Source organism: Mesorhizobium newzealandense, from assembly GCF_042682145.1.
GTDB lineage: Bacteria > Pseudomonadota > Alphaproteobacteria > Rhizobiales > Rhizobiaceae > Mesorhizobium > Mesorhizobium newzealandense.
Genome location: NZ_JBHUGZ010000002.1, coordinates 184,903 through 211,051, shown reverse-complemented (window position 1 = coordinate 211,051; position 26,149 = coordinate 184,903). Strand labels below are relative to the sequence as shown.

22 protein-coding genes and 1 tRNA gene are annotated in these 26,149 nt (G+C 63.4%); 13 read left to right on the top strand and 10 right to left on the bottom strand.

Translation table 11 applies throughout. From position 1 onward, the window contains the following. Positions 1-243 precede the first annotated feature (243 nt). Positions 244-318: transfer RNA gene (locus tag ACFSOZ_RS05160), tRNA-Gly, on the top strand. Between the two features lie 16 nt (positions 319-334). Here the strand turns inward: ACFSOZ_RS05160 and ACFSOZ_RS05155 are convergent. Beyond that, positions 335-553, bottom strand: a complete 219-nt coding sequence (locus tag ACFSOZ_RS05155) for a helix-turn-helix domain-containing protein (protein ID WP_379094369.1) — start codon at positions 551-553, stop codon at positions 335-337. 111 nt (positions 554-664) lie between these two features. On the opposite strand from ACFSOZ_RS05155, the gene ACFSOZ_RS05150 reads away from it, so the two are divergent. The 4 genes from ACFSOZ_RS05150 (at position 665) to ACFSOZ_RS05135 (ending at position 7,121) form a co-directional block, all read left to right on the top strand. After that, positions 665-2,386 (top strand): adenylate/guanylate cyclase domain-containing protein, encoded by a 1,722-nt coding sequence (locus tag ACFSOZ_RS05150; protein WP_379094367.1) that lies wholly within the window; start codon positions 665-667, stop codon positions 2,384-2,386. A 269-nt stretch (positions 2,387-2,655) separates the two neighbouring features. Then, on the top strand, positions 2,656-4,533 hold the full coding sequence (locus ACFSOZ_RS05145; protein WP_379094365.1) for a TPR end-of-group domain-containing protein: 1,878 nt from the start codon (positions 2,656-2,658) through the stop codon (positions 4,531-4,533). A 133-nt stretch (positions 4,534-4,666) separates the two neighbouring features. Continuing rightward, on the top strand, positions 4,667-5,998 hold the full coding sequence (locus ACFSOZ_RS05140; RefSeq protein ID WP_379094363.1) for a gluzincin family metallopeptidase: 1,332 nt from the start codon (positions 4,667-4,669) through the stop codon (positions 5,996-5,998). A gap of 781 nt (positions 5,999-6,779) precedes the next feature. Beyond that, positions 6,780-7,121, top strand: a complete 342-nt coding sequence (locus ACFSOZ_RS05135; RefSeq protein WP_379094361.1) for a hypothetical protein — start codon at positions 6,780-6,782, stop codon at positions 7,119-7,121. Positions 7,122-7,313: 192 nt separating this feature from the next. Here the strand turns inward: ACFSOZ_RS05135 and ACFSOZ_RS05130 are convergent, their stop codons facing one another. Then, positions 7,314-8,108: a SapC family protein gene (locus ACFSOZ_RS05130; RefSeq protein ID WP_379094359.1), complete on the bottom strand. Its 795-nt coding sequence runs from the start codon at positions 8,106-8,108 to the stop codon at positions 7,314-7,316. Positions 8,109-8,569: 461 nt separating this feature from the next. Between ACFSOZ_RS05130 and ACFSOZ_RS05125 the strand changes: the two genes are divergently transcribed. The 3 genes from ACFSOZ_RS05125 (at position 8,570) to ACFSOZ_RS05115 (ending at position 12,729) form a co-directional block, all read left to right on the top strand. Further along, positions 8,570-9,814, top strand: coding sequence for a M24 family metallopeptidase (locus tag ACFSOZ_RS05125; RefSeq protein ID WP_379094357.1), 1,245 nt, complete (start codon positions 8,570-8,572; stop codon positions 9,812-9,814). A 95-nt stretch (positions 9,815-9,909) separates the two neighbouring features. Then, entirely contained in the window at positions 9,910-10,854 is a 945-nt protein-coding gene (locus ACFSOZ_RS05120; protein ID WP_379094355.1) for a MurR/RpiR family transcriptional regulator, read from the top strand. A gap of 81 nt (positions 10,855-10,935) precedes the next feature. Then, positions 10,936-12,729 carry an NAD(P)-binding domain-containing protein gene (locus ACFSOZ_RS05115; protein WP_379094353.1) on the top strand — a complete coding sequence of 598 codons (1,794 nt, stop codon included), beginning with the start codon at positions 10,936-10,938 and terminating at the stop codon, positions 12,727-12,729. A gap of 33 nt (positions 12,730-12,762) precedes the next feature. Here the strand turns inward: ACFSOZ_RS05115 and ACFSOZ_RS05110 are convergent, their stop codons facing one another. After that, positions 12,763-13,998, bottom strand: a complete 1,236-nt coding sequence (locus tag ACFSOZ_RS05110) for an amidohydrolase/deacetylase family metallohydrolase (protein ID WP_379094351.1) — start codon at positions 13,996-13,998, stop codon at positions 12,763-12,765. Between the two features lie 40 nt (positions 13,999-14,038). Further along, entirely contained in the window at positions 14,039-14,404 is a 366-nt protein-coding gene (locus ACFSOZ_RS05105; protein WP_379094349.1) for a RidA family protein, read from the bottom strand. 219 nt (positions 14,405-14,623) lie between these two features. On the opposite strand from ACFSOZ_RS05105, the gene ACFSOZ_RS05100 reads away from it, so the two are divergent. Then, the gene (locus ACFSOZ_RS05100; RefSeq protein ID WP_379094347.1) at positions 14,624-15,109 is read left to right on the top strand and encodes a hypothetical protein; all 486 of its coding nucleotides are present in this window, start codon (positions 14,624-14,626) and stop codon (positions 15,107-15,109) included. 105 nt (positions 15,110-15,214) lie between these two features. Here ACFSOZ_RS05100 and ACFSOZ_RS05095 read toward each other — a convergent pair whose 3' ends face one another. Beyond that, positions 15,215-15,850: a methyltransferase family protein gene (locus ACFSOZ_RS05095; RefSeq protein WP_379094345.1), complete on the bottom strand. Its 636-nt coding sequence runs from the start codon at positions 15,848-15,850 to the stop codon at positions 15,215-15,217. Positions 15,851-16,086: 236 nt separating this feature from the next. On the opposite strand from ACFSOZ_RS05095, the gene ACFSOZ_RS05090 reads away from it, so the two are divergent. From ACFSOZ_RS05090 to ACFSOZ_RS05080, 3 genes are all read left to right on the top strand, one after another. Further along, positions 16,087-16,881, top strand: a complete 795-nt coding sequence (locus tag ACFSOZ_RS05090; protein WP_379094343.1) for a COG4705 family protein — start codon at positions 16,087-16,089, stop codon at positions 16,879-16,881. Between the two features lie 93 nt (positions 16,882-16,974). Then, positions 16,975-17,652: a winged helix-turn-helix domain-containing protein gene (locus ACFSOZ_RS05085; RefSeq protein WP_379094341.1), complete on the top strand. Its 678-nt coding sequence runs from the start codon at positions 16,975-16,977 to the stop codon at positions 17,650-17,652. Next, a complete protein-coding gene (locus tag ACFSOZ_RS05080; RefSeq protein ID WP_379094339.1) occupies positions 17,649-19,019 on the top strand; it encodes a HAMP domain-containing sensor histidine kinase in 1,371 nt (456 codons plus the stop codon). Before ACFSOZ_RS05085 ends, ACFSOZ_RS05080 begins: the two co-directional genes overlap by 4 nt. Positions 19,020-19,077: 58 nt before the next feature. On the opposite strand, the gene ACFSOZ_RS05075 is transcribed toward ACFSOZ_RS05080, so the two are convergent. Further along, on the bottom strand, positions 19,078-19,506 hold the full coding sequence (locus tag ACFSOZ_RS05075; protein WP_379094337.1) for an Lrp/AsnC family transcriptional regulator: 429 nt from the start codon (positions 19,504-19,506) through the stop codon (positions 19,078-19,080). A 22-nt stretch (positions 19,507-19,528) separates the two neighbouring features. Between ACFSOZ_RS05075 and ACFSOZ_RS05070 the strand changes: the two genes are divergently transcribed. Beyond that, positions 19,529-20,728, top strand: a complete 1,200-nt coding sequence (locus ACFSOZ_RS05070; RefSeq protein WP_379094334.1) for a saccharopine dehydrogenase family protein — start codon at positions 19,529-19,531, stop codon at positions 20,726-20,728. A 201-nt stretch (positions 20,729-20,929) separates the two neighbouring features. Here the strand turns inward: ACFSOZ_RS05070 and lpdA are convergent, their stop codons facing one another. The 4 genes from lpdA to ACFSOZ_RS05050 all read right to left on the bottom strand — a co-directional run bounded on the left by lpdA (position 20,930) and on the right by ACFSOZ_RS05050 (position 26,133). Next, complete coding sequence (lpdA, locus tag ACFSOZ_RS05065) at positions 20,930-22,321, bottom strand: dihydrolipoyl dehydrogenase (protein ID WP_379094332.1); 1,392 nt, start codon at positions 22,319-22,321, stop codon at positions 20,930-20,932. A 239-nt stretch (positions 22,322-22,560) separates the two neighbouring features. Beyond that, positions 22,561-23,883 (bottom strand): dihydrolipoamide acetyltransferase family protein, encoded by a 1,323-nt coding sequence (locus ACFSOZ_RS05060; protein WP_379094330.1) that lies wholly within the window; start codon positions 23,881-23,883, stop codon positions 22,561-22,563. A 1-nt stretch (position 23,884) separates the two neighbouring features. Further along, positions 23,885-24,898, bottom strand: coding sequence for an alpha-ketoacid dehydrogenase subunit beta (locus ACFSOZ_RS05055; RefSeq protein ID WP_378921550.1), 1,014 nt, complete (start codon positions 24,896-24,898; stop codon positions 23,885-23,887). A 2-nt stretch (positions 24,899-24,900) separates the two neighbouring features. Then, the gene (locus tag ACFSOZ_RS05050) at positions 24,901-26,133 is read right to left on the bottom strand and encodes a 3-methyl-2-oxobutanoate dehydrogenase (2-methylpropanoyl-transferring) subunit alpha (protein ID WP_379094328.1); all 1,233 of its coding nucleotides are present in this window, start codon (positions 26,131-26,133) and stop codon (positions 24,901-24,903) included. Positions 26,134-26,149: the final 16 nt, after the last annotated feature.

The following is a 26,149-nucleotide window of genomic DNA, read 5'->3' as shown; positions in this document are numbered from 1 at the left end:
CATGCGACATCCCGGCGAGCGCGCCCGCCGCCTAAAGCGCGTCGCGTTTGAACGGATCCAGGCGACGCGCTTTAGCCTCTTTGTTTTTATGCATGTCGTTCTCCCAAAACCGGAGCCACTTTTGGGCGACATGCATTGGTGCCGGTGCCGCCTGCCGCGTTACAAAAAGCCTGACATTTCCCTGTTGCAATCGCCGCGCTCTTCAGCCATATAGGCCCGGCTTGCGGCCAAGACGCCGTGTGAGCGGGTGTAGCTCAGGGGTAGAGCACAACCTTGCCAAGGTTGGGGTCGAGCGTTCGAATCGCTTCACCCGCTCCAGTTTCCTTCCAGGGAATCAAGCATCGAAAAGCCGCGGTTCGCCGCGGCTTTTTCGTTTTTGAGACTGCCGGTCAGGCACGCGGATCGTTGGTTTGACATCGGACGATTGCAGGCTCCTGCGATAGCGGCCAGGCGCTTGGCCGGTGAGGCGGGTGAAAGTCTGCGAGAACGAAGGCGCCGACTCATAGCCGACGGCGCGGCCGATCTCATCGATGTTCCGGTTGGCTTTCCGCAAGGCCCTGGGCGTGGGGTTTCGCTAGAGAAGCGGGGCTTCCGGTGGTACCCTCCAGGGAAACCCGACATCTTTGGGTAGGGAGGCAGAGTGGCGCGGCCGGAACGGAAACTCGTGGCGGTCCTGGCTGCGGACGTTGTCGGGTACTCGCGTCTGATGGGGGCCGACGAGGCCGGAACCCTTTTGCACCTAAAGACACTGCGCGCCGAGGTGATCGATCCGAAGATTGCGCAATTCAATGGTCGGCTGGTCGGCACGGCAGGCGACAGCTTGCTGATCGAGTTTCCCAGCGCCGTCGATGCATTGCAGTGTGCAGTCGAGACTCAAGTGCGAATAGCGGCACGCAATGATGACCTTCCCGAAGAAAGGCGCATGGCCTTCAGAATGGGTGTCAACGCCGGCGAGGTTATCCTGGATGATACGACCATCCACGGTGACTGCGTAAACGTCGCTGCCAGGCTGGAAAAAGTCAGCGAGGCCGGAGGCGTTGTCATTGGCCGCAGTGTCTACGAGCACGTGAAAGGAAAGCTTGCCTACGAGCTCGTCGATCTCGGTGAGCAGGCGATGAAGAACATCGCCGGGGCTGTTCGTGCTTACCAGGTCCAAATGGGACAACGGGGACCGGAAGCTCCTCGCTCTATCGATTCGGCGGAGGATTTGCCGCTCCCGTTCAAACCGTCGGTGGCCGTGCTTCCCTTCACCAATATGTCGGCGGACCCCGAGCAGGATTACTTCTCGGATGGAATAACCGAGGACCTCATCACGGAACTTAGCCGTAGCCAGACCTTGTTCGTAATCGCTCGCAATTCCTCCTTCGTTTTCAAGGGGCAGTCCGTAAGTATTACCGAGGTCGGGAGGAAGCTCGGCGTACGCTACGTCGTCGAAGGAAGCGTTCGGAAGGCCGGAGCACGGGTGAGGATCACGGCGCAGCTAATAGAAGCATCATCCGGCAATCACGTCTGGGCTGAGCGTTATGATCGAAGCATCGACGACCTCTTCGCCGTGCAAGACGAGGTGACAGAACGGATCGCCTGGGCGTTGGTCGGCAAGGTCGGAGCTGCGGAGATCGCCCGGACCCGACAGACGAAAACGAGCCTTGGTGCCTATGACGCATTCTTGCGCGGACTCGAGGCTACGCACCGTTTTACGGAAGACGACACCGTCGCTGCTGTCGAGTTCTTCAAGCTGGCTCTTGGCTGGGAGCCTGATTCGGCGCGGGCGCATGCATGCCTCGCGGACGCCTACGCGACGCTCTCTGCCTTCAGGGCCGACGGAGGTCTGAAAGCGTTGGCGATGCAGTCGGCCTTGCGGGCGATTGAACTCGGCGACGCCAGCGGACTCGCAGAGGCGGTTGTTGCCGCTCTACATGCATGGAAAGGCGACTTCGAGACTGCTGAGACCCATTGGCAACGCGCGCTCGTGCTCGGACCCACAAATGCGATGGCACTCAACTGGGTTGGCTACATCTCCCTTTGGGACGGTCAACTCGTCAAGGCCCGCGAGATAGGCGAGCGGCTGCGACGGCTCAATCCACTGGAAGACCGCGATATCCACGAGCTGCTCGCATTTACGCATTATCTGCTCGGCGACTATGAGGCGTCACTGCAGTCGTTCCGCCGCTGGGATAACAACAACTATGATCGCGGATTCGCCAATATGGCTGCATGTTTGGGCCAGCTAGGACGCACCGAAGAGGCGCGATTGGCCTGGGCCAGATGCCTTGAACGGAAGCCAGGTTTCACTCTGTCTGATTACAAGCGCGACTCTCCATATCGTCGGCAGGAGAACGTAGAGCACTGGCTCGAGGGGCTGCGGAAAGCAGGCATTTCGGATTGACGTGCTCACCTGAGCCGCTTCGACAGCATGTTGCGAGCCCTCCCTCGTAGAAGAACGGCTCGTAGACGATCGCGCCATTCCCACGGATCTGACATTGACGCGCGCGTGGGCACCTCGGCGCCTTCGAGCGTCACCTTGCTCTGGCGTGGCGCGAACAGGCCGTGCGCGTCGATCCTTTCGATCATCGCGCGGGTGGCGTTGGCGCCGGGCAGGTAAATCAGATAGAACTAAATCAGGCAGAACCACTGTCTGCGATTTCAGGAGACGACATGTCCGAGGAGCATGTTGAGCGTCGGCTGGCGGCGATCCTGGCCGCAGATGTGGTCGGCTATAGCCGTCTTATGGAGGTCGACGAAGAGCACACGCTCAATCTCCTTCGACAACATCGACGGGAGTTCTTCGATCCGACCGTCACCAAGCACGGTGGGCGCATCTTCAAGGTGATGGGTGACGGCTTCCTGGTGGAGTTCGGCAGCGTAATCAATGCGGCGCGCTGCGCGGTCGAGATCCAACGCGGCATGTCCGAGCGGAACGCCGGCATCCCCGAGGACCGGCATTTCAAGTTTCGCATGGGCATCAACCTTGGCGACATCATCGTCGACGGCGATGATTTCCATGGCGACGGCGTCAACCTTGCAGTGCGGCTGCAGGGCCTCGCGATACCCGGCGGCATCGCCTGCTCGGAAGCGGTTCGCCAAGCGGTCGGCAACAAGCTGGGCGTCGACTTCGCCGATCAGGGCGCCATGACCGTCAAGAACATTGCTCAGCCGGTGCACGTCTATTTCGCCAACTGGGGCCAGGGCGTCCCCCATGTCGAGACGCATATTGCGGCCAGGAGCGTCCAGACGCTGGTGCGGTCCGACAAGCCGTCGGTGGCGATCCTACCCTTCGCCAATCTGAGCAATGATCGCGACCAGCAGTATTTCAGCGACGGCATCACTGAAGATATCATAACCGACCTCTCGAACGTCTCCGGCCTGTTCGTACTCAGCCGCAATACGGTCTTCGCCTTCAAGGGCCGGACCGACAAGATGGAACGCATCGCCAGGGAGCTTGGCGTCGGCTACATTGTCGAGGGCAGCGTCCGCAAGGCGGGAAACCGGGTCAGGATCAATGCCGAGCTGATCGAGGGCGCCACAGACGGACACGTCTGGGCTGCCCGCTACGACCGCGACCTCACCGACATCTTCGCCGTGCAGGACGAAATCGCCAAGGCGGTCGTGGCGCAGCTCAGGGTCAGGCTCCTGCCCGAGGAGAAGAAGGCTATTGAGCTGGCGCCGACGGACAATGTGGAAGCCTATACGCATTATCTTCGAGGCCGCGATTACAGCCACATCGCGACCAGGGCGAACCACCTGATGGCCCGACAAAGTTATATCAGGGCCATCGAGCTTGATCCGGGATATGCCCGCGCATATGCAGGCTTGGCGGTCTGCGACGTACGCCTTCAGTCGATCTACGGCTCAACGATCCAAGTGGACGACATTCTCGCGACCGCCGACAAGGCCCTGGCTCTGGACACGAATTTGGCCGAGGCGCATTCAGCCAGGGGCTTTGCCCTGTCCCTCGCCGACCGCCGTTCCGAGGCCGCGGCGGCGTTCGAACAGGCTCTCACGCTCGACTCCAATTGCCACGAGGCCAACCGCTACTATGCCGAGTTCTGCGTAACCGGCGGCCAGTTCGAGCTCGCCGCGACGTACTTCATACGCGCGATGGAGATCAAACCGACCGACTACGGTGCACCGGTCATGCTGGTGAACGTGTTCCGCACGCTCGGCCAACAGAACGACGCGGAGCTTTATGCGCGGATCGCATTGGAGAGAGCCGAGGAGGAACTCCGTCAGCATCCGGAGAACGCCAATTGTGCCTGCCTGGGGGCTATCGTGCTGGCCTTCCTTGGCGAACGCGATAAGGCGGCGAAATGGCTTGACCGGGCTCTGGCGATCGACCCCAGCGATATCAACGTCCAATACAACGCCGCTTGTACCTATGCGTTGCTGGGGGAGTTCGAACGCTCGATCGACCTTTTGGAAGCGTGGCTGCCGCAGGCTGGCGCCGAGATGAGACTCTGGTTCAAGAACGATTCCGATTTCGCCTCTGTTCGCAGTCATCCCCGCTACCAGAAATTGCTCCAGCTCCTGCAGTAGCGATACGCATTGTTCTTGAGGCAATTGCCTCAAATCAAGAACCGGCCTTCAGGAAGATTTAACCTGACAACCAACGTCCTCGCCATCCCACTGATATTATGTTAGGTTACTAATATAACCGAGAGGTGGGGGAATGGGTACCCGGTTCAGGTTGTTCGTTCAGCCTCCGTTCGAAGACCCTACGTCAAGCCCTGAGATCATTACGGTTTCGTCCCCGCCAGGCAGCGTCGGACCTGGCCCATCCGACGATCGTATGTATGTCGTCGAGCCGGTCGACAAGACGCGGCCCTATGGCGTCAACCACGGCCCGTTGGGCACGCCCTTGATCTCCCTGCCGCCCTGGACGCGAGCGATCCTCGATCAGGCCGTTCCCGACGAGGAAGGCAATTTCGATCACTATCAGCCCTCGACGCCCGGGTTCGAAGCAGCGCACGCGTTCGGTTGCGTGCGCTTCACGCTCGACGTTTGGGAGCGTTACATCGGCCAGCCGCTCACCTGGCATTTCCGCGATCACTACGACCGTCTGGAAATCTCGATCCTGCCGGATTGGGATAACGCCCAATACGGCTATGGCTTCCTCGAGCTCGGCAGCCAATTCCTGAAAGACGGACGCGCGCTCCCCTTCAGCCTCGACTTCGATATTATCGCGCACGAGGTTGGCCATGCGTTCGTCTACAGCGTCCTCGGCATACCGAACCCGGGAGCTGAGTTCCCCGAATATCTGGGCTTTCAGGAGGCCTTTTCCGACTGCGTTTCGTTGATCGCGGCCATGCATTTTCCCTCCGTGATCGAAAATGTTCTGACGGAGACGCGTGGCAATCTCTACATCGCAAACCAACTCTCTCGCTTCTCGGAATTCTCGCCGCACCGCCAGATACGCGAAGCCAACAACAAACTGACGATGGCCGATTTTGCGGACGGCTGGACCGACGAGCATGCACTGTCACAACCCCTCACGGGCGCCATCTTCGACATTCTGGTCGATGTCTTTCACGAGAGCCTGGTGGCTCGAGGACTGATCTCGCCGGAGGCCGAAGATCTTGCCGACCTCGCCGAGATCGACCCAGCTGCGGAGCAGCCGGTCCAGGAAGTCTTCGACCGCGATTTCGCTCGCAATCCAGAAGGTTTCGTCGACGCGCTGCTCGACGCGCGGGATATCGTGGGTACCCTTCTTGCCGAGACGCTGTGGGCTCTCGCCCCGGATTTCCTGGACTACGGTGACGTGGCGAGAACGATGCTCGCGGTCGACGACAGTATGACCGGAGGAGAACTATCAAGCATCATCTTCCGGGATTTCGACCGGAGAGGGATTTTTCGCTACCGTGCCGGGCCTCGCCTGACGAAGTCAGGCCGAAAGAGCCATGTCCATGAGGGCCGAATCGTTCGTCCACGGGACCAGGCGCGTCTGCCGGATATGAGCTATTTCGAGAAATACTGGATGTCCAGAAGTGGCGCCGATCTTTGATCGGCATGCAGAAGATGGGGTGATCTATGGTAACTGAAACCATCCTAAGTAGCTCAGCCATACATTTGTTCGGTCGAGTTCTTGAAGACTTGAAGCTTACGAAGAGGATCGATGGGGGGCGGCCTCCAAGGCTTGGCAACAATAGATTCCTGCAGAGCCAGATCGACGCCTCCGGTAGCCTGCTGGCAAGGATTTATGCGTTCACCTTTGAAGCGCAGTTCTACGAGCTGGCCCGACCGACCATACTTCTTGTCCATGGGCCTGGAACTGTCGTTGATTATCCAGCCCCGACCGAAACCGATCTCAAGGTCATGAGCCGCGGTCCAAGCGACCCTGCCTATACCGGACTGTCATCGCAGATAGGCTCGTTTGCGCGCGGAATGCAGGTCTGGGTCTACGACAAGAGTGACCTGACAATGCGGCTGGAACTCGACACCGGAAACGCTCGAAGATGTCCTCTTGAGTGCAGAGCTGGACCCGCGTTCGTTTGGTCGATCGGGTGGAGCAATGGGCAGATCCGGCGGTGCGATGGGGCGATCTGGCGGCGCCATGGGCAGGTCCGGCGGTGCGATGGGACGGTCCGGTGGCGCCATGAACCGCAGCGGGCGCGGCGATTTGGACTAGAGCATGATGCCGAAAAGTGTGAAGCGGTTTTCGGACGACATCATGCTCTATCTCTTTGATTTAGAGGCGGATTCAGATTTCAGGTAGATTCGGACCTGAAGTCATCCGGCTCTAGCGTTTCCGATCGATAATTGAGAATGCCGAAGGGAGATGGACCATGGCAAGTGTAGTTATAGTGCGTGTTGAGACACCTGAAGGGAATGCTGTCAGAGGCGGAGATCCGGTTACGGTCAGTGTGACGATAGACCCCTCAGATACTGGTTGGTTCGACGACAAGAAAGACTTGGTAATTGGCTTTGTTTATGCTGCCAACTTAGCCATCACGGCGCATCTGAAAGTACACGGAAGCATAACCATCATAGATAATATAACTATCACCTTCAAAGTTAGCGCAAAAGCTGATGCTTTACTCGGAGAGTACTATGTTATAATCAAGAATACAAAACTAAATGAAATTGTCATAAGTGACTCTAATGTTGGAACTATTACGGTGTCATAAAACTAACCGCCTCCAAAAAACGCTGTGATGACCCGCAAAGTCACAAGTCACATCGGCATCAGCGGCTCTGCTCTCATGCCGGCAAGATCTTGCCGGGTTTCATGATGTCTGCGATCACGCGGCTTCCGCAGCTGCCCTCAAGTCTTTCATTTCGCCTCCTTGTTACAGACGAACTTGAGGGCCAGCGAGAAATCAGCCCGCCGGCAGCCGCACCTTCCGCAGCGATGCCTGGTGGACCAGCGAGGTCCAGCTGTTGGTCGAGGCGAGGTGGCAGTAGAGCAGGCCGAGCGCGCCTGATTTGCGCAGATCGAGGAATGCCTCGTCGCTCAGTTTGTTGAAGGCCGGCTCGTCGATCACCTGGAAGTCGGTGAGGTTGAGCACCTCGCCACCCTCGAGCGTCACCTTGCTCTGGCGTGGCGCGAACAGGCCGTGCGCGTCGATCCTTTCGACCATCGCGCGGGTGGCGTTGAAATCGATCTGGAACTGGTTGCAGAAGGCGAGCGCCTGTTTCGTCGCTTCGGTCGCCTCGGTGCCGGCGAAGAACGGCAGCATCGTCTCGTCACGGAACGGCGCCAGCAACTGGTCGACGACGCGGTCGCTTGCCCGGTCGACGCACAGCGTCAGCCGTCCGGGCGCCTTCGGGTCTTCGGCCAGGATGAAGGGATAGCGGCGGACATAGGCGGGGATGTAGTGCGGCCCGGTCCATTTGCCGTCGGCGCCGACGAACAGGTTCTCGTCCTGGCGCACGCCGGTGATGATCACCGGTGCCTTGGCCGGGCCGATGAAGACGATCGGGTAGGAGCGCATCGCCGCCGGCATTTCCGACGCCACCACCGGAATGGCGTGCGCCGAGCGGGCAAAGCCGAAGTTGCTGCGCGCGGTCAGGCCGAGCGAGCCGTGCCGCACCGGGTTGAGCGCCTCCGGCCTGGAATAGAACAACGGCATCGCTTCGCTTGCCGCTTCCGTCTTTGCGCCAGTCTCTGCCATCCGTCCGTCCCTTCTCCCGCAAGCCGCTCAGGCCGCCACTGCCGGACCCCGAAGGCCGGAATCCGTTTTGCTGCGCTGATCTTGTTCTGGAAACAATTCCGCGCAGGAACAAAGTACTACAGCGTCTCTAGCACGCATAAAAGGACAGGCAGTGCTGTATTTTGAAGTTTGCTCCGGCCAATTGACTTGGGCGTCGCCTGGCAACCGACAGTTTCCAACTTGTGGCGGAGACCACCAATTGTCGAAAGTTGGCGCCGCCCCTCATCGCCCTGCCGGGCACGTCTGGAAATGGGCGGGTGCATAACCTGAAGCGATTGTCCTGGCAGCCGTCACGCAACCCGCCGACCAGCCGCCTGTCAGTCCGCCGGATGCGCGTCCCGCAGCAGCCGCTTGCCCGGCATCTTGCCGCTTGATTGTCTACACCCGGAGTGCTCCGTTACCGCTTCGGACGGAGACGATTCATGACAGGCTTTGTCGACCGCGAGCGCGCGGCTCAACTGATGGAGCGCGCCGGCATCGAGGCGCTGGTGCTTTGCGCGCCCGAGGCATTCCACTATGCGACCGGTGCCTGGATCGGCCCGGCGGGACTGTTCCGGCGGGCGGGCGCCGGCTTCGTGGTCATCCCGGCCCGGCAAGAGCTGCCGATCGGCGTCGTGGTGGCGGACTTCAATGCGGCACCGCTGCAAGCGGCACTCCCCGACGCTGTTGTCCGCAGCCACCCGATCTGGATCGAATCCGCCACGCTCGACGCCTCGACCTCCGGTCATCTGCTGGCACAACGCATCGAGGCCGGTCTCGCATCCTCTGGCCGTTCGCCCGACTTTTCCCGGCCGGCGACGTTCGAGCTGGCCAATTCCGTCCGCGAGCTGAAGCAGATTTTGACCGGGTTCGGGCTCGACCGAGCGACGATCGGCGTCGATCTCGACTTCATTGCCACTGCCGATTTCTCAGCCATGCAGGCGATGCTGCCGGGCTGTTCGATGGTCGACGGTTCGGCGGCGCTCGATCGGTTGCGGTCGGTCAAGTCGCAACGCGAGGTCGACCTGCTCCAGCAAGGCATCATCCTGTCGGAAGCCGGGCTCGACCGGCTGCAGGTGGATGCAATGGCCGGCATGCGCCAGGCCGATCTCATTTCCCTCTACCGGGAGGGCATCGCCACGGCTGCGGCGGGCCTGTCGCATCCGGTGACGACGGCTGAATATGTGACGCTGGGCGCCCGGGCCAAAGGCACCGATGCGAAGGCCATGCCTGGCGATCCGCTGAAGTGCGACATGGTCTGCACGGTTGGCGGCTACGCTTCCGACATGTCGCGCAACTTCATTTTCGGGCCACCATCCGCCGAACAGGCCGAGCTGCACGCCATCGCCGAGCAGGCCTTCGAGGATGGGCTGGCATCCCTCGTGCCTGGCAATAAGCTCGCCCACGTGCATCGCGTCGCCACCGAGAGCCTGGCCCGGCAAGGCCTGCACTCCTACCGCCGCGGCCATTTCGGCCATGGCGTCGGCCAGTCGGTGTTTTCCGAGCAATGGCCGTTCATTGCGGCTGACAGCGTAGTCGTGATCGAAGCCGGCATGGTGCTGGCCTTCGAGATACCGCTCTACATCGACGGCCTCGCCAGCTTCAATCTCGAGGACCAGTTCCTGATCACGCCGGACGGACCTGTTGCCATGAACCGCTTGCCGAGGCGGCTGGAGACGATCGGCTAGCGAGGGCGGGTTGTTCGGGGGGCAGGCACGTGGAGCCATGGCCTGCAAGCATGCTAAGACGTGAGCCTCGCAACCCAGGGAAAGACTAGCACTTCATGAGCGAAGCTGGCAGCCAGGAAGGGCCTGTTCCAAACTACGAGGCGGAGGGCCGCGAGCCCGTCCGGCGCATCCCCGACATCATCTCGCTGGTCAAGGATTCCTACAGCGAGTTGCGCCCAGCCGAACGCCGCGTCGCCGATGTCGTGCTCGACGATGTCAAATACGCCGTCGACGCCTCCAACGCCGCACTCGCGCAGCGCGCCGGGGTCAGCGAACCGACGGTGACCCGATTCTGCCGAGCCATCGGCTGCGAAGGCGTGCGCGACTTCAAGCTGAAGCTGGCGCAGAGCCTCGTCGTCGGCGCGCTCTATCTGAGCAAGCCGCCGCAAACCAGCGGCGACAACGGCATGCCGTTCTGGAACGCGGTGTTCGGCGAGGCCCGTCGGGCGCTGCAGGAAGCCGAGCGGCAGCTCGATCCGGCACAGTTGCGGAAGGCAGCCGAGCTGATCGCCAAGGCGCGCCAGGTCACCGTGTTCGGCCTCGGCGGCAGCTCTTCGGCGCTGGCACAGGAAACCCAGTACCGGCTGTTTCGCTACGGCATCACGGTCAATGCCCAGTGCGACCCCTATCTGATGCGCATGACCGCCTCGACCTTGAAGCCGGGCGACCTGGTGATCGCCATTTCAGCGACGGGACGCACGCGCGAGGTGATCGAGGCCGTCGAACTCGCCAAGCACTACCGCGCCAATGCGATCGCCGTGACGGCGCCCGACACCGAACTCGCGCGCGCCTGCGACGTCCGGCTGACGGTCGCGGTGCCCGAATATCCCGACACACTGAAGCCTACGGCCTCGCGCTATGCCTTTTTGGCCGCGATCGACCTGCTGGCCGTGGCTTCCGCCTACAGGCTCGACGGCTCGGCCCGCGAAACCGTGCGCCGCATCAAGTACAACGCCCAGATCCACCGCACCGGCAAGGAAATGGAACCGCTCGGGGATTGAGGCATGAATAGCGGGGGCGCTGCCGAGTTTGACAATTGACGGTCCCAATACGGATTGGGAGCATGCAAAAAGAGGGAAGAAATGCTCGACATGGCACCATCGAAACAGGCAGCCGCATGGCTCGGGTCCTTTGCCCGTGCGCTCGAAGCGGGCGACGTGGCGGCAGCGGGCAACCTGTTCGTCGACGACTGCTACTGGCGCGACCTTCTGACCTTCACCTGGAACGTCACCACCATGGAAGGCCGCGAGGCGATCGCCGGCATGCTGGCGGCGACGCTGGCGGTGACAAAGCCGACGGCCTGGCAATTGACCGGCGAGGCGACCTCGGACGAAGGCGCCATCGAGGCCTGGTTCAGCTTCGAAACGGCGGTCGCTTCAGGCCAGGGCGTCATGCGCCTGCGCGATGGCCGCTGCCGGACCCTGTTCACCGCGATGACCGACCTGAAGGGGTTCGAGGAGCGCAAGGGAGCGGCGCGGCCGCTGGGCGTGCGCCACAAGGCCGACCCCAACCGCGAGACCTGGTCGGAGGCGAGGGCGCGCGAGACGCGCGACCTCGGCGGCGACGAGCAGCCCTACTGCCTGGTCATCGGCGGCGGCCAGGGCGGCATCATGCTGGGCGCGCGGCTCAGGCAATTGGGCGTGCCGACCATCGTCATCGAGAAGAATGCGCGGCCCGGTGATTCCTGGCGCAACCGCTACCGCTCGCTCGTGCTGCACGATCCGGTCTGGTACGACCATCTGCCCTACATTCCGTTTCCGGAAAACTGGCCGGTGTTCACGCCCAAGGACAAGATGGGCGACTGGCTGGAAATGTACACGCGCGTCATGGAGCTCAATTACTGGGTCGCCACCAAGTGCGTGAGCGCCTCCTATGACGAGGCCGAAAAGGTCTGGACCGTCGTCGTCGATCGTGTCGGCCGCCACATCACGCTGAAGCCCAAGCACATCGTCTTCGCCACTGGCGCCTATGGTGCGCCGCGGCGGATCGATCTGCCAGACGCCGACACGTTCAAAGGCGAGTTGCTGCATTCCAGCCAGTATTCCAGCGGCGAGAAATTTCGCGGCAAAAAAGTCGCGGTCATCGGCGCGGCAAGCTCGGGGCATGATGTCAGCGTCGATCTCTGGGAGAGCGGCGCCAACGTCACCATGATCCAGCGTTCGCCGACGACGGTGGTCAAATCGGACACGCTGATGGAAGTGGGCTTCGAGATCTTCTCAGAAAACGCACTGGCGCGCGGCATCACCACCGAGAAGGCCGACATGATCGTCGCCTCGACGCCCTTCGCGCTGGTGCCCAAGGGCCAGCGGGCGCTCTACGAGGTCATCAAGGCGCGCGACGCGGCCTTCTATGACCGCCTGCGCGCCGCCGGCTTCGCCATCGATTTCGGTGACGACGAGACCGGGCTCTTGATGAAGGCCTACCGCACCGGCTCCGGCTACTACATCGACGTCGGCGCTTCCGAGTTGATCATCGACGGCGAGATCGGCGTCCGCAGCGGCGTCGCCATCAAATCGCTGACGCCGACCGGAATTCTCTTTGAGGATGGCAGCGAGCTGGCCGCCGACGCGATCATCTCTTGCACCGGCTATCAGTCGATGAACGAGACGGTGGCCGCGATCGTCTCGCGCGAGGTCGCCGACAAGGTCGGTCCGTGCTGGGGGCTCGGCTCGGGCGTGAAGGGCGACCCCGGCCCATGGCAAGGCGAGCTGCGCAACATGTGGAAGCCGACGGCGCAAGACTCGCTGTGGTTCCACGGCGGCAACCTGGCGCTGTCGCGCTTCTATTCGAAATACGTGGCGCTGCAGATCAAGGCACGGATGGAAGGCATCGCGACGCCGGTTTATGGGGCGCCGAGTAACTCCGGCCGGTCGTAAGGTGATCTCCCCCACGAGGTCGGAGATCAGCTGTCACTCATGCCGGTGTCCGAAGTGCCGGGCCGCGACCTCGACATGGGTGTGGTGCGCATGTGCCTCGAAACGCTCGGTCTCGCTGAGATCGTTTGCCGCCTCGTTCGGCCACCAGGTGCCGCCGATGACGATGCCTTCGCAGACCAGCCGCTGGTCGGCGACCAGCGAAGCGCCAACCGCGTCGACGAAAGTGAAGCGGCCCGGGCGCTGCCGGAGCACGGCGACGTCGCCGACGGTGCCGACCGCCAGCGTGCCGAGATCAGGCCTGGCGATCGCTCGCGCCGGCGCCTGCGTCGCAGCGCGCAAAACCTCGACCAGCGGCATGCCGAGCGCCAAAAGCTTCGACATGCAGACCAGGATGTCGAAGGCCGGTCCGTCGACGCAGTAGAGATGCACGTCGCTGCTGATCACGTCGGGCGCCAGTCCTTCCTCGAGCATGGCTCGTGCGACGGCGAAATCGAACGAACCCATGCCATGGCCGAGATCGAAGATGACGCCGCGCTCGCGCGCCAGCCGCATGTCCGGCCGCACCGCGCCGGAGGCGAACACCGGCGCATTGGGAAACGGCCGGAAGCAGTGCGTGAGGATGTCGCCCTTGCGCAGCCGCGGCAGCACTTCGGAACGGCCGGGCGGCGGCTCGTCGATATGCGCCATCAGCGGCAGGCCGGCCTGGTCGGCTGCCTCCAGCGCCAGGTCGACCGGGGCGATGCCGCTGGTGCCGCCGGCATGGCGTCCGGAACGGACTTTCACGCCGACCACGACATCGCGGTGCTCGCGCGCCGCCGCAACGACCTCGCGCGGCTCGCAGAGCCTGAGATCGCTGCACTCACCGACCGACACCGTCTGCGAGAAGCCGAAAATGCCGGCAAAGGAAATGTTGACATAGGCGAGGACGCGGACCTTCGAGCGCTCCATGACATGGCGGCGGAAGCCGAGGAAATTGCCGGCACCCGCACTGCCCGCATCGATGAAGGTGGTGGTGCCGCTCTTGGCGGCCAGCCGGTCGGCATCGACGCCGAGCGAGGTGCCGCCCCAATAGACGTGGCTGTGCAGGTCGACGAGGCCCGGCGTGACGATGCAGCCGCCGGCATCGACGACCTGAGCGGCGCGGTCGGCCGGAATGTCGGCGTCGACCGCGGCAATGCGGCCATTGGCGATGGCGACATCGCACGGCGCATCGAGCCCCGACGCCGGGTCGATCAGCCGTCCGCCCTTCAGCAGGAGGTCGAATTGCATTGAGGTCACCTCCAGTTCATTGTTTTGCCGGCTCAGTCTTTTAGACTGGCCGGTAGGCGACCGCCTCGACTTCGATCTTGATGTCGATCATCAGCCGCGACTCGACCGTGCTGCGGGCCGGCGGATTTTTCGGAAAGTGCCTGGCATAGACAGCGTTGAAGGCGCCGAAATCGCGCGCGTCTTCCAGCCAGACCGTCGTCTTGACGACATCGTCCAGGGTGCAGCCGGCGAGCGCCAGCGCTGCCTTCACGTTGGCGAGCACCTGCTCGGTCTGTTCTGTTATGCCGCCCTTGACCACGATGCCGTCGCTGCCGACGGGTACCTGGCCGGAGACATAGACCAGATCGCCGGCGCGTACTGCCGGCGACAGCGGCACATGCGACGTTCCAAAACACTGCTTCGGCAAGGGATGACCTCCTCTGATGACAGGATGGGATGCCGTGGCGGCTCCCGCTTCGGTCGACATTTACCCCGATCGGCGCGTTCCTCATAGGGGCCATGTTGGAAAGCAACATTCCCAGGAATTCATGTTGCTTTCTTACAGAAGCGCTTGCATCGTGCGCGCCCGCGGGTTGCTTTGCAGCCGCAACGGACAGACGCATTTTCAGACCGGAGAAGACCGAGAATGACCTACGACAGGAACCCGTTTCCGGCCGGCGATGCCGATCGCCACGCGCTCTGGGAAATGCTGGTGCGGCGCGACATCGACGCCTTCATCGGCCAGGACTGGTCGATGGTCGAGCATGATTTCGTAGCTGAAAGCTTCTTCGGCATGCATGCGCATTTCCTCAGCAATGCCGACGCGTGGCGGCTGCAGTTTCCGCGGCTGGACATCTATCGCGACGAGTGGCTGCGCCAGGCCAAGGAGACCGCGGCGACAAAATTCGCCGAGCCGCTGCGCGAGGCACTGTTTCGCGTCACCAACATGCGCGACATCGATGTCGACGGCGACCGCGCCGTGCTGCACAAGAAATTCGACGGCTCGGTCGCCAAGGCGGACGGCAGCGTCGACAGGCTGAAATGGCAGACGCTGTATTTCTGCACCAGGGTCGGCGGCAGCTGGAAGATCGCGGGCTTCGTCGGCTACATGCCGCATCCGCTTGGCAGCTAGAGCATGATCCCGAAGTGTGGAATCCGGATTTCGGGAAAGATCATGCTCAAACCGTCCGGAATTGCGTCAAGCAAAGAGATAGGGCGCGAGGTATGGCGCCGCTGATCAGTAGAGCGTGACGAAGGCTGGGAACAAGAAGCCGGTCGCCCGCAAATACTCGACCAGTTCGATGGCCGGGAAGATCGCAAGGAAATAGAGCCCGTCAAAGAACGTGCGTTTGAGCGCGCGCGTCGAGAACTGCATCTGGACATGGTCGTGGTACAGACGAGGATTTGGCCAGAACCGAGGCGTGCTCTTGACATAGGCAAGGTAGCTTGGGCCGAACTTGCCGAGCAGGAATTCGGCTTCCTTGCGCGCCGTGACGCGAAAGATGAAAAAGCTGGCAGTCCCCAGCGCCACGGCCGCCAGCAGCGAACCGAACAGCAATCCGACGCCGACCGCACCCACCGTCGAGAAGAAATAGAGCGGGTTCTGCGTTAACGAAAACGGTCCCGTCGAAACCACTTCCTCGTTCTTCCTGCCACCGACATAGAGGCTGCTCCACAGCCGTCCGGCGACGCAGACGAGCACCAGGGCGAGGCCGAGGAATTCGAGCGTTTCGTGCCCATTCGAGCCTTCGCTGAGCGCCGGTTTGGTGAGAAACAGCAGCAGCACCGCGAGCACAGCCGCAACCCGCACGAAGATCAGCCGCTTGCGCTGGACGAAGGGTTGTAAAACCGGTTTTAGGGAAGCGGAGGTCATCACGTTTTCCTGGGGCACTGACAAGCGAGCGCCGGCAAGCCCGCAGGCACTGGGCCACCACATTGATGGCGGATGCAAGGCACCAGCCTTCTATCGGCGCACCGCGGGGCATTCGCAAGCCTTTCGCGCGGCCCACGCCCATTCTTACGAATTTGTATGCCGCCGGACAGGCGGGCGAGAACTCCGCTGCCTACGGATGCTGCTTCCGCTCCGCCGCATCCGTCAGGACGTCCGCCATGCTCTCGCCCAATGCGCAACACGCCGCACCGAGCCACAACAGGGTCCCGGACGTCACCGTCGATTTCTGGCTGATCAAGCTGATGGCGGTGACCATGGGCGAGACGGCGGCCGACTACCTTGCCGTCAAACTCAGCCTTGGACTGACCGTCACGTCGCTGATCATGACCGGCATCCTGATCGCCGCGCTTGTCCTGCAGTTCGCGCAGAAACGCTATGTGCCGTGGGCCTACTGGCTGGCGGTGGTGCTGATCAGCGTCGTCGGCACGCTGGTCACCGACAACCTCGTCGATAATTTCGGCGTGCGCCTGCAGACGACGACCATTGCCTTCTCAGTCGCGCTCGCCGCGACATTCGCGGTCTGGTACGCCAGCGAAAGAACGCTGTCGATCCACACCATCTTCACCACCCGGCGCGAGATATTCTACTGGCTGGCGATCCTGTTCACCTTCTCGCTCGGCACTGCCGCCGGCGACCTCGTCGCCGAGAGCTTCGACATGGGCTATCGGACCGCCGGCCTGCTGTTCGGCGGCGTCATCGCCCTCATCGCGCTCGCCTGGTATCTGCTCAACCTCGACGGCATCCTGGCCTTCTGGCTCGCCTATATCCTGACGCGGCCGCTCGGCGCCTCCTTCGGCGACCTGCTGTCGCGGTCGGCCAGACATGGCGGCCTGGGCTTCGGCACGATTTTTACCAGCCTGCTCTTCCTCGGCTGCATCGTCGCCCTCGTCCTCCACATGACCCTGAAGGACACAACCGACGAGGCCGACGAGCTCTTGGCGGAATCGGACTGACTCCAGCGGAGAACGGGAGCCCGTGGACATCCTAGGAACGAACCCATGCCGGTGCTAGCCTGTCGCCGATCTCGGCAACGGACCGGAACTGCCATGCGACTTCTTCTTGTCGAGGACGACCACAGGACGGCCGACTATGTCGTCAGGGGATTGACCGAGGCCGGCCATGTCTGCGACTTGCTGCGCAACGGCCACGACGCGCTGTTCGCGGCGACCAGCGGCAGCTATGACGTGATCATCGCCGATCGCATGATCCCGGGCCTCGACGGCCTGTCGATGGTCAAGGCGATCCGCGCCGCCGGCGTCCGGACACCGGCGATCTTTCTTACTTCCGTCGGCGGCGTCGACGACCGCGTTGAGGGACTCGAGGCCGGCGGCGACGACTACCTGGTCAAGCCCTTCGCCTTTTCCGAGCTTCTCGCCCGCATCAACGCGCTTGGCCGGCGGCCCGCTGCGCAAGAGCAGAAGACGGTTCTGCGGGTTGCCGATCTCGAGATGGACCTGATCATGCGGCGCGTTACGCGGCAGGGCCAGCCGATCGACCTGCAGCCGCGGGAGTTCAGCCTGCTGGAGGTGCTGATGCGCGGCGAAGGCCGCGTCATCACCCGCACCATGCTTCTGGAGCGGGTCTGGGATTTTCATTTCGATCCCAGGACCAGCGTCGTCGAAACCCATATCAGCCGGCTGCGGACCAAGATCGACAAGCCGTTCGAAACCCAGCTCATCCACACGGTCCGCAACACCGGCTACAGCCTGCACGCACCGCCATGACCGGAACATGGTCCCGCCTGCTGCGCAGCACGCCGTTCCGGCTCGCTCTGACCTTCGCCTTCCTGTTCATGCTGGCCTTCGTGCTGTCGGGCGCCATCGTCTACCAGATGATGAGCGCCGATCTTGCCGAACGGCTCGACGACACCATCAAGGAAACCTACGCGGTCGTCGCCGCGACCTATGCCGACAACGATCTCAAGGAGCTGGTGGAGACCATCGAAAGCCACTCCATGCGCAGCCCCAGGAAGGAACAGCTGTTTTCGCTGACCGACGCGGCCGGGACTCGCCTGGCCGGCAATTTCATCGCGGCAGGGCTTCCCGACGGCTTCTCGATGTTCAACGCCGAAATGCCCGGCGTGCCCCCGGGTGCCGAATATCGGGCCTATTCCGGCTCGATCGGCGGCAACAATCTGACGGTCGCCTTCAGCCTCGACGAGACGGAGGAACTGGAAACGATCATGCTGATGAGTTTCGGCTGGGCAACGCTGATCATCACTGGTCTGGCGGTCACCGGCGGCGCTCTGCTCGCCTCGCGCGTCCAGAGCCGCCTCGATGGCATCGCCGCCACCATGGTGGATGTCTCGCATGGCCGGCTGGATACCCGCATCCCGCTGACCGGCAAGGGCGACGATATCGACATCGTCTCCAGGCAGGTCAATGCGGCGCTCGACCGCCTGTCGGCGCTGGTCGAAGGCATGAAACAGGTCAGCGCCAACATCGCCCACGATCTGAAGACGCCGCTCAACCGGCTGCAGATGATCCTCGACACCGCGTCGGAAAAGAACCTGTCGGGCCAAGAGATTTCCAGCGAACTGGCTGAGGCGCATGCCGAGAGCCTGCAGATCAACGAGACCTTCGACGCCCTGCTGCGCATCGCGCAGATCGAGGCCGGCGCGCGCAGGGCGCGGTTCACCGAGGTCGATCTCGGTGAGATCCTGAAGATCATCGCCGAGATCTACACAGACGTTGCCGAGGATGACGGCAAGTCGCTGTCGGCGTCGCAACTGCATCAAAAGGCGGAGCGGATCCACGGCGATCGCGAGTTGTTGACGCAGATGTTCGCCAATCTGGTCGAGAATGCGCTGCGCCATTGCCCGCCCGGCACGACGATAAAGCTGTCGGTGACGCGCCGGGGCGAACGCGTTGTCGCCAGCGTTGCCGACAACGGGCCCGGCATTCCCGCCGACGAGCGCGAGAAGGTGTTCCAGCGGCTTTACCGGCTCGACCACAGCCGGTCGACACCGGGCAGCGGCCTCGGCCTCAGCCTGGTCAGGGCCATCGCCGACCTGCATGGCGCATCCATTGCCCTCGAGGATTGTCGGCCGGGCCTCGCCGTGGTGGTGAGCTTTCCCTTGGCCATGGACTAGCCGGCGAAGTGCCTGGTGCTGGCGGCGCTAGTTCAGCTTGGGTTCCTCAGAAGTCCGCTCAACGGTCGATGCGCGTCGACAGGATGATCGACGATAAGGTCCGCTCGACCCCGTCCATGGCGCCGATCTGGTCGAGCAGCATGTCGAGGTCCCGGATTGACGGCGCGTCGACGATGACGATCATGTCGAAATTTCCGCTGACCGAATGCAGCGTCCTGACCGGCGCCAGCGCCCGCAGGCCACGCACCACCTTGTCGGCGAGTTTGGGCGTCACGGTGAGCAGCACATGCGCCCGCACCAGCCCCTGTTCGTAGTCCGGCGCCAGCCGGACGCCGTAGCCGGTGATGATGCCGCGCTGCTCCAGCCGCTCGATCCGGCTCTGCACCGTTGTCCGTGAGACGCCAAGCTTGCGCGCAAGTTCGGCGGTCGAGGCGCGCGCATTGTCGCGCAGCAGGGAAAGCAGGGCCTGTTCGGCTTCACTGAGCATTTCGACGATTCCCTTCGGCATAGTGCGCAATCAGAGTTTCGTTTCGAACAATTCCACGCTTCCTTTCGACGGGCAAGCTGCCAATCTGTGCGCACAATCAGCTTTTGAGGGATCGGTCATGAAAAAAATTGTTGTTGTCGGCGCCGGCAAGATCGGCTCGACCATTGCCGAGATGCTCGCCACCACCGGGGACTATCAGGTCACGCTCGTCGACCGCTCGGCGGCACAGTTCACTGCTGCCGAACTGCCGGCAACGGTCTCCACGCTGGAACTCGACATCGAAGCCTCGGGCGCGCTCGAAGCGGCCCTGGCCGGCAAGTTCGCGGTGCTCAGCGCCGCCCCCTTCCACCTGACCACACGCATCGCCGAGGCGGCGGCAAACGCCGGCGTGCATTACCTCGACCTCACCGAGGATGTCGTCAGCACCAGGCGGGTCAAGGAACTGGCGCGTTCGGGCAAGAGCGCCTTCATCCCGCAATGCGGCCTGGCGCCAGGCTTCATCTCGATCGTCGCCAATGATCTGGCCAGCCGCTTCGATTCGCTGGAAAGCGTGCGCATGCGCGTCGGCGCCCTGCCGCAATACCCGTCCAATGCGCTGAACTACAATCTGACCTGGAGCACCGACGGCGTCATCAACGAATACTGCGAGCCTTGCGAGGCGATCGTCGAGGGCGAGCTGATCGAAGTGCCGCCGCTCGAGGAGCGCGAGGAATTCTCGCTCGACGGTGTCACCTACGAGGCATTCAACACCTCCGGCGGACTGGGCACTTTGGCCGAGACGCTGAAGGGCAAGGTGCGCACGCTGAACTACCGCACCATCCGCTATCCCGGCCACGCGGCGATCATGAAGGCGCTGCTCAACGACCTTGGCCTGCGCCACCGCCGCGACGTGCTGAAGGACATCTTCGAGAGCGCCCTGCCGGCGACGCTGCAGGACGTCGTCATCGTCTTCGTCACCGTCTCGGGCCGCAAGAACGGCCGCCTGCTGCAGGAGACCTACGCCAACAAGATCTACTCAAAGCGGGTAGGTGACGTCGTGCGCAGCGCCATCCAGATCACCACCGCCTCCGGCATCTGCGCCGTGCTCGACATGCTGGCCGACGGGACTTTGCCCGCGACTGGCTTCGTCAAGCAGGAAGACATCGCACTCGACGCCTTCCTCGCCAACCGTTTTGGCCGCGCCTATGCGCAGCATGAAATGGTGAGCCGGCTCGCGAGCTGAGGCGCCGCCTTCCCTGCTCCCCTTGTGGGGCCCGCAGGGCGGGCGAGGCCCGTGACTCGCCCAGGGCGGTGGATCGGCGCGCGGCGCCGAGACGGATGAGGGGTGTTGGACGGAGCGCAGGTGGTGCCAAGCTGGATCACCCCTCATCCGTCGCCTTCGGCGACACCTTCTCCCACAAGGGGAGAAGGGAAGGCGACCGCCTCAAATATGCAGCGCGTGCCCCAGCGCCTTGAGCGCTGCTTCCTGGAACCCTTCGCCTTGCGTCGGGTGCGCATGGATCGTCCCGGCGATATCCTCCAGCCGCGCGCCCATCTCCAGCGCCAGCCCAAAGACCGCCGACAGTTCCGACACGCCTTGCCCGACCGCCTGGATGCCGAGCACCAGATGATTGTCCGCGCGTGCCACCGCGCGGACGAAACCATCCTCGCCGAGCTTCGTCATCGCCCGGCCGTTAGCGGCAAACGGGAACATCCCGATCTTGATCTCGCCGCCCAGGGCCTTCGCCTCCTCCGGCGACAGGCCAGCCGTCACCAGCTCCGGATCGGTGAAGCACACCGCGGGAATGCTTCGCTTGTCCCAGCTGCGTTTGTGGCCGGCAACGAGCTCGGCGACCATTTCGCCTTGCGCCATCGCCCGGTGCGCCAGCATCGGCTCGCCGGTGACGTCGCCGATGGCGAAGACGCCGCGCATCGAGGTGCGGCACTGGTCGTCGATGCGGATGAACTTTCCCGCCATGTCGAGATCGATCTGCTCGAGCCCCCAGCCTTCGGTGACCGGCTTTCGGCCGACCGTCACCAGGATCTTGGTCGAAGCGATTTTGGCGCTCTTGCCATCCGATGTCTCGACCAGCAGCGCGTCGCCCTTGGTCCCCTTGGCCTTGGCACCCAGCATCACCTCGATGCCGAGGGCGGTGAGACGCTTGACGACGGGCCGCGTCAGCTCCGCATCATACTGCGCCAGCACGCGCGGCAAGGCCTCGACCACGGTCACCTCAGCCCCCATCTTGGCAAAGGCGATGCCGAGTTCGAGGCCGATATAGCCGCCACCGACCACGGCGAGCTTCTTCGGCACTTCGCTCAACGCCAGCGCGTCGGTCGAGGAAATCACCGGGCCACCGAACGGCACGAACGGCAATTCGACCGGTGCCGAGCCGGTGGCGATGACGATCGCCTCAGCCCGGATCACCTGCACGCCGGTCTCGGTCTCGACCGCGACGGTCTTGCCGTCGCGAAACGACGCCCAGCCATGCACCGTCTTGACCCCGGCCTTCTTGAGCAGGCCGGCGACGCCGCTGTTGAGCCGGCTGACGATACCGTCCTTCCAGGCGACGGTCCTCGCTAGGTCGAGCACGGGAGCCGTGACCGAGATGCCGAGCGGGCTGTTGCCGCCGGCCATGTGCGACACCTTCTCGAACTCTTCCGCCGCGTGGATCAGCGCCTTGGAGGGTATACAGCCGACATTGAGGCAGGTGCCGCCCGGCTTGCCGGCTTCGACGATCACCGTATCGACGCCGAGCTGGCCGGCGCGGATGGCGCAGACATAGCCGCCGGGGCCGGCGCCGATGACGAGCAGCTTGCAGGAGATTTCTTTCATATCAGCTGTCCTTTCGGCGATGGCCAATGCGCGCGGTCCCTTCTCCCCTTGTGGGAGAAGGTGGATCGGCGCGCAGCGCCGAGACGGATGAGGGGTGTTGGACGGAGTGCCGTCGGCGCCAAGCTGGAGCAACCCTCATCCGTCGCCTGCAGCGACACCTTCTCCCACAAGGGGAGAAGGGAAAGCCAGCGTCTCGGTTGGCAATCGGTGGTGGGAGGGACGATCAACTCCATCACCCCTCAATCCACAAAAATCAGCGCCGGCGTTTCCAGCAGCGCCTTGATGCGCTGGATGAAGACGGCGGCGTCCCAGCCGTCGATCACCCGGTGGTCGAAGCTGGACGACAGGTTCATCATCTTGCGCGGGATGAACTGGGTGCCGTCCCACACCGGCCGCACCATCATCTTGTTGACGCCGATGATCGCCACTTCCGGATGGTTGATGACCGGCGTCGTCGCTACGCCGCCCATGGCGCCGAGCGAGGTGATGGTGATGGTCGAACCGGACAGCTCGTCGCGTGTCGCGGTGCCCGACTTGGCCGCCTCGGCAAGCCTGATCACCTCGGCGCCGCACTCCCAGATGTCGCGCGCTTCGGCATGCTTGACCACCGGCACCACCAGCCCCGACGGCGTCTGCGCGGCAATGCCGATATGGATGCCGCCATGCTGGTGGATGATGCCGGCCTCGTCGTCGAACAGCGAATTGAGATTGGGCTGGTCTGATATCGCCCTGACCATCGCCCGCATCAGGAATGGCAGCAGCGTCAGCTTTGGCCGCTCCACCTTGCCGGCGCGCTTTTCCTTGTTGAGCGCGGCGCGCAGATCCTCCAGCGCGGTGACGTCGATCTCCTCGACATAGGTGATGTGCGGGATGCGCGATTTGGACAGCGTCATCTTCTCGGCGATCTTGCGCCTCAGGCCCACCACCTTGATGTCCTGGATGGCGTCATTGCGGGCAAGGCCGGAGGCCCTGGCGACCTGCGGACCGCGCGCCAGGAAGGCCTCGATGTCTTCGTGGCCGATGCGGCCGGCCGGGCCGCTTCCCGCAACTTGCCGCAGATCGATGCCAGCCTCTTTTGCCCGCAGGCGAACGGCCGGCGACGCCAGCGGCTTCTCGCCTTCGGGGCGTGGCGCGCCGGAGACGGAAGGCTGTTGCGGGCTTTTCGCGACTGCCGGAGCAGGTTTCACGTCCGTCCCGCCTGCCTTTGGCGGCGTCTTCGCGGCTGGCGCGGCGGCCTCGGGCTTCGGGGTCGGCAGCTTCGCCGGCGGCTCGGCGGCCACCGCTTCCACGTCGCCGCCTTGCGGCTTCACATTGCCCTCGCCCGCCACCTTCAGCCGCACGATGGGCGAGCCGATCGCCACCGTGTCGCCGATCTCGGCGCCCAGCCACAGGATTTCGCCATCGACGGGCGACGGGATTTCAACCGTCGCCTTGTCGGTCATGACGGCGGCGAGCACGGTGTCCTCGCGCACGATGTCGCCGATCTTGACGTGCCATTCGACCAGCTCGGCCTCGGCGACGCCTTCGCCGACATCGGGCAGCTTGATGATGTGTTCGCCCATCTCAGGCTCCCATGGTTTCGAGCAGTGCCCGGCCGACACGGGCGGGACCGGGGAAATAGTCCCACTCCTGCGCGTGCGGATAGGGCGTGTCCCAGCCGGCGACCCGCGCCACCGGCGCCTCCAGATGGTAGAAGCAGTTCTCCTGCACCAGCGCCGACAGCTCGGCGCCGAAGCCGGAGGTCAGCGTCGCCTCGTGCACGATGACGCAGCGCCCGGTCTTCTTGACCGAAGCGACGATGGTGTCGAGGTCGAGCGGCAAGAGGGTCCTGAGATCGATGATCTCAGCGTCGATGCCGGTCTCCTCGACGGCGGCCTGCGCGACATAGACCATGGTGCCATAGGCCAGCACCGTGACCGCCGAGCCCGCCCGGCGGATCGCCGCCTTGCCGAGCGGCACCGTGTAGTGGCCGTCGGCGACCTCGCCGAGCTCGTGCTTTGACCAGGGCGTCACCGGGCGGTCGTGGTGGCCGTCGAACGGGCCGTTGTAGAGCCGCTTCGGTTCGAGGAAGATCACCGGATCGGGATCCTCGATCGCCGCGATCAGCAGCCCCTTGGCGTCATGCGGGTTGGACGGCACCACGGTCTTCAGCCCCGAGACATGGGTGAACAGCGCCTCCGGGCTCTGGCTGTGCGTCTGGCCGCCAAAGATGCCGCCGCCGGTCGGCATCCGCACCACGATCGGACAGGTGAAATCGCCGTTCGAACGGTAGCGCAGCCGCGCCGCTTCCTGGGTCAGCTGGTCGTAGGCCGGATACATGTAGTCGGCAAACTGAATTTCCACGCACGGCTTCAGCCCGTAAGCGGCCATGCCGATGGCCGAGCCGACAATACCCGATTCATTGATCGGTGCGTCGAAGCAGCGGCTTTTGCCGTATTTGGCCTGCAGGCCCTGCGTGCAGCGGAAGACGCCGCCGAAGAAGCCGACATCCTCGCCGAACACGACAACGCGTTCGTCACGTCCCATCGACACATCCATGGCATCACGAATGGCCTCGATCATGGTCCGTCTTGGCATGGTCAGACCCCCGCCTGCTGGCGCTGGCGCCGCAGATGCGGCGGCATCTCGGCATAGAGCCCCTCGAACATGTCGCGCGTCGACGGCTTGCCGCCGGCATGCAGCGTACCGTGGCTTTCGGCTTCCTTCTGTGCCGTGATCACCGTGTCGAGGATTTCCGCCTCGGCCTGCGCGTGCCGCTCGTCCGACCAGACCCCGAGCCCTATCAGATGGTTCTTCAGCCGCACGATCGGATCACCGAGCGGCCAGGCGTCGGATTCGGTCTTTGGCCGGTAGGCCGAAGGATCATCCGAGCTCGAATGAGCGCCGGCGCGGTAGGTGACATATTCGACCAGCGTCGGCCCGAGATTGCTGCGTGCCCGCTCGGCCGCCCATTTGGCCACCGCATGGACAGCGAGATAGTCATTGCCGTCGACGCGCAGTGACGGAATGCCGAAACCGAGGCCGCGGGCCGCGAAGGTGCCCGAGCCGCCACGGGCAATGCCCTGGAAGGTCGAGATCGCCCACTGGTTGTTGACGACATTGAGCACGACGGGCGCCTTGTAGGTGGAGGCGAACACCAGCGCCGAATGGAAATCGGACTCTGCTGTCGAGCCGTCGCCGATCCATGCTGCGGCAATCTTCGAATCGTTCGAGATCGCCGAGGCCATCGCCCAACCAACCGCCTGGATGTACTGCGTCGCCAGATTGCCGGAGATCGAGAAGAAGCCGTGCTCTTTCGACGAATACATGATTGGCAATTGCCGGCCCTTCAGCGGGTCGGCTTCGTTGGAATAGATCTGGTTCATCATCGTGACCATCGGATAGCCGTCGGCGATGAGCAGGCCTGCCTGGCGATAGGTCGGGAAATTCATGTCGCCGGGCGCCAGCGCCTTGCGGAAGGCGCAGGCCACCGCCTCTTCGCCCAGATGCTGCATATAGAACGAGGTCTTGCCCTGGCGCTGCGCCATCTGCATGCGGGCATCGAAGGTCCTCAGCGTCATCATGTGGCGCAGGCCGGCCAGAAGCTCGTCGCTGGAAAGCAGGCCGGCCCAGGGGCCGACGGCTTCGCCATTGCGGTTCAGCACCCGGATGATCGAGAATGCGTGCTCGCGGATGGTGCGCGGATCGACATCGATGTCGGGGCGCGGCACCGAGCCGGCCTTCGGGATGGGTACGTTGGAAAAGTCGGGCGTTCCGCCCGGCCGCACTTCCGGTTCCGGAACGTGAAAACGCAACATCCCAGCATCGGCCATGACCTTTGTCCTCCAA

Bases quoted from the DNA above. Each gene is read 5' to 3' on its own strand.
- ACFSOZ_RS05145 (WP_379094365.1), top strand. From the start codon at position 2,656: ATGTCCGAGGAGCATGTTGAGCGTCGGCTGGCGGCGATCCTGGCCGCA.
- ACFSOZ_RS05140 (WP_379094363.1), top strand. From the start codon at position 4,667: ATGGGTACCCGGTTCAGGTTGTTCGTTCAGCCTCCGTTCGAAGACCCT.
- ACFSOZ_RS05135 (WP_379094361.1), top strand. From the start codon at position 6,780: ATGGCAAGTGTAGTTATAGTGCGTGTTGAGACACCTGAAGGGAATGCT.
- ACFSOZ_RS05130 (WP_379094359.1), bottom strand. From the start codon at position 8,108: ATGGCAGAGACTGGCGCAAAGACGGAAGCGGCAAGCGAAGCGATGCCG.
- ACFSOZ_RS05125 (WP_379094357.1), top strand. From the start codon at position 8,570: ATGACAGGCTTTGTCGACCGCGAGCGCGCGGCTCAACTGATGGAGCGC.
- ACFSOZ_RS05120 (WP_379094355.1), top strand. From the start codon at position 9,910: ATGAGCGAAGCTGGCAGCCAGGAAGGGCCTGTTCCAAACTACGAGGCG.
- ACFSOZ_RS05115 (WP_379094353.1), top strand. From the start codon at position 10,936: ATGCTCGACATGGCACCATCGAAACAGGCAGCCGCATGGCTCGGGTCC.
- ACFSOZ_RS05110 (WP_379094351.1), bottom strand. From the start codon at position 13,998: ATGCAATTCGACCTCCTGCTGAAGGGCGGACGGCTGATCGACCCGGCG.
- ACFSOZ_RS05100 (WP_379094347.1), top strand. From the start codon at position 14,624: ATGACCTACGACAGGAACCCGTTTCCGGCCGGCGATGCCGATCGCCAC.
- ACFSOZ_RS05095 (WP_379094345.1), bottom strand. From the start codon at position 15,850: ATGACCTCCGCTTCCCTAAAACCGGTTTTACAACCCTTCGTCCAGCGC.
- ACFSOZ_RS05090 (WP_379094343.1), top strand. From the start codon at position 16,087: ATGCTCTCGCCCAATGCGCAACACGCCGCACCGAGCCACAACAGGGTC.
- ACFSOZ_RS05085 (WP_379094341.1), top strand. From the start codon at position 16,975: ATGCGACTTCTTCTTGTCGAGGACGACCACAGGACGGCCGACTATGTC.
- ACFSOZ_RS05080 (WP_379094339.1), top strand. From the start codon at position 17,649: ATGACCGGAACATGGTCCCGCCTGCTGCGCAGCACGCCGTTCCGGCTC.
- ACFSOZ_RS05075 (WP_379094337.1), bottom strand. From the start codon at position 19,506: ATGCTCAGTGAAGCCGAACAGGCCCTGCTTTCCCTGCTGCGCGACAAT.
- lpdA (WP_379094332.1), bottom strand. From the start codon at position 22,321: ATGAAAGAAATCTCCTGCAAGCTGCTCGTCATCGGCGCCGGCCCCGGC.
- ACFSOZ_RS05060 (WP_379094330.1), bottom strand. From the start codon at position 23,883: ATGGGCGAACACATCATCAAGCTGCCCGATGTCGGCGAAGGCGTCGCC.
- ACFSOZ_RS05055 (WP_378921550.1), bottom strand. From the start codon at position 24,898: ATGCCAAGACGGACCATGATCGAGGCCATTCGTGATGCCATGGATGTG.
- ACFSOZ_RS05050 (WP_379094328.1), bottom strand. From the start codon at position 26,133: ATGGCCGATGCTGGGATGTTGCGTTTTCACGTTCCGGAACCGGAAGTG.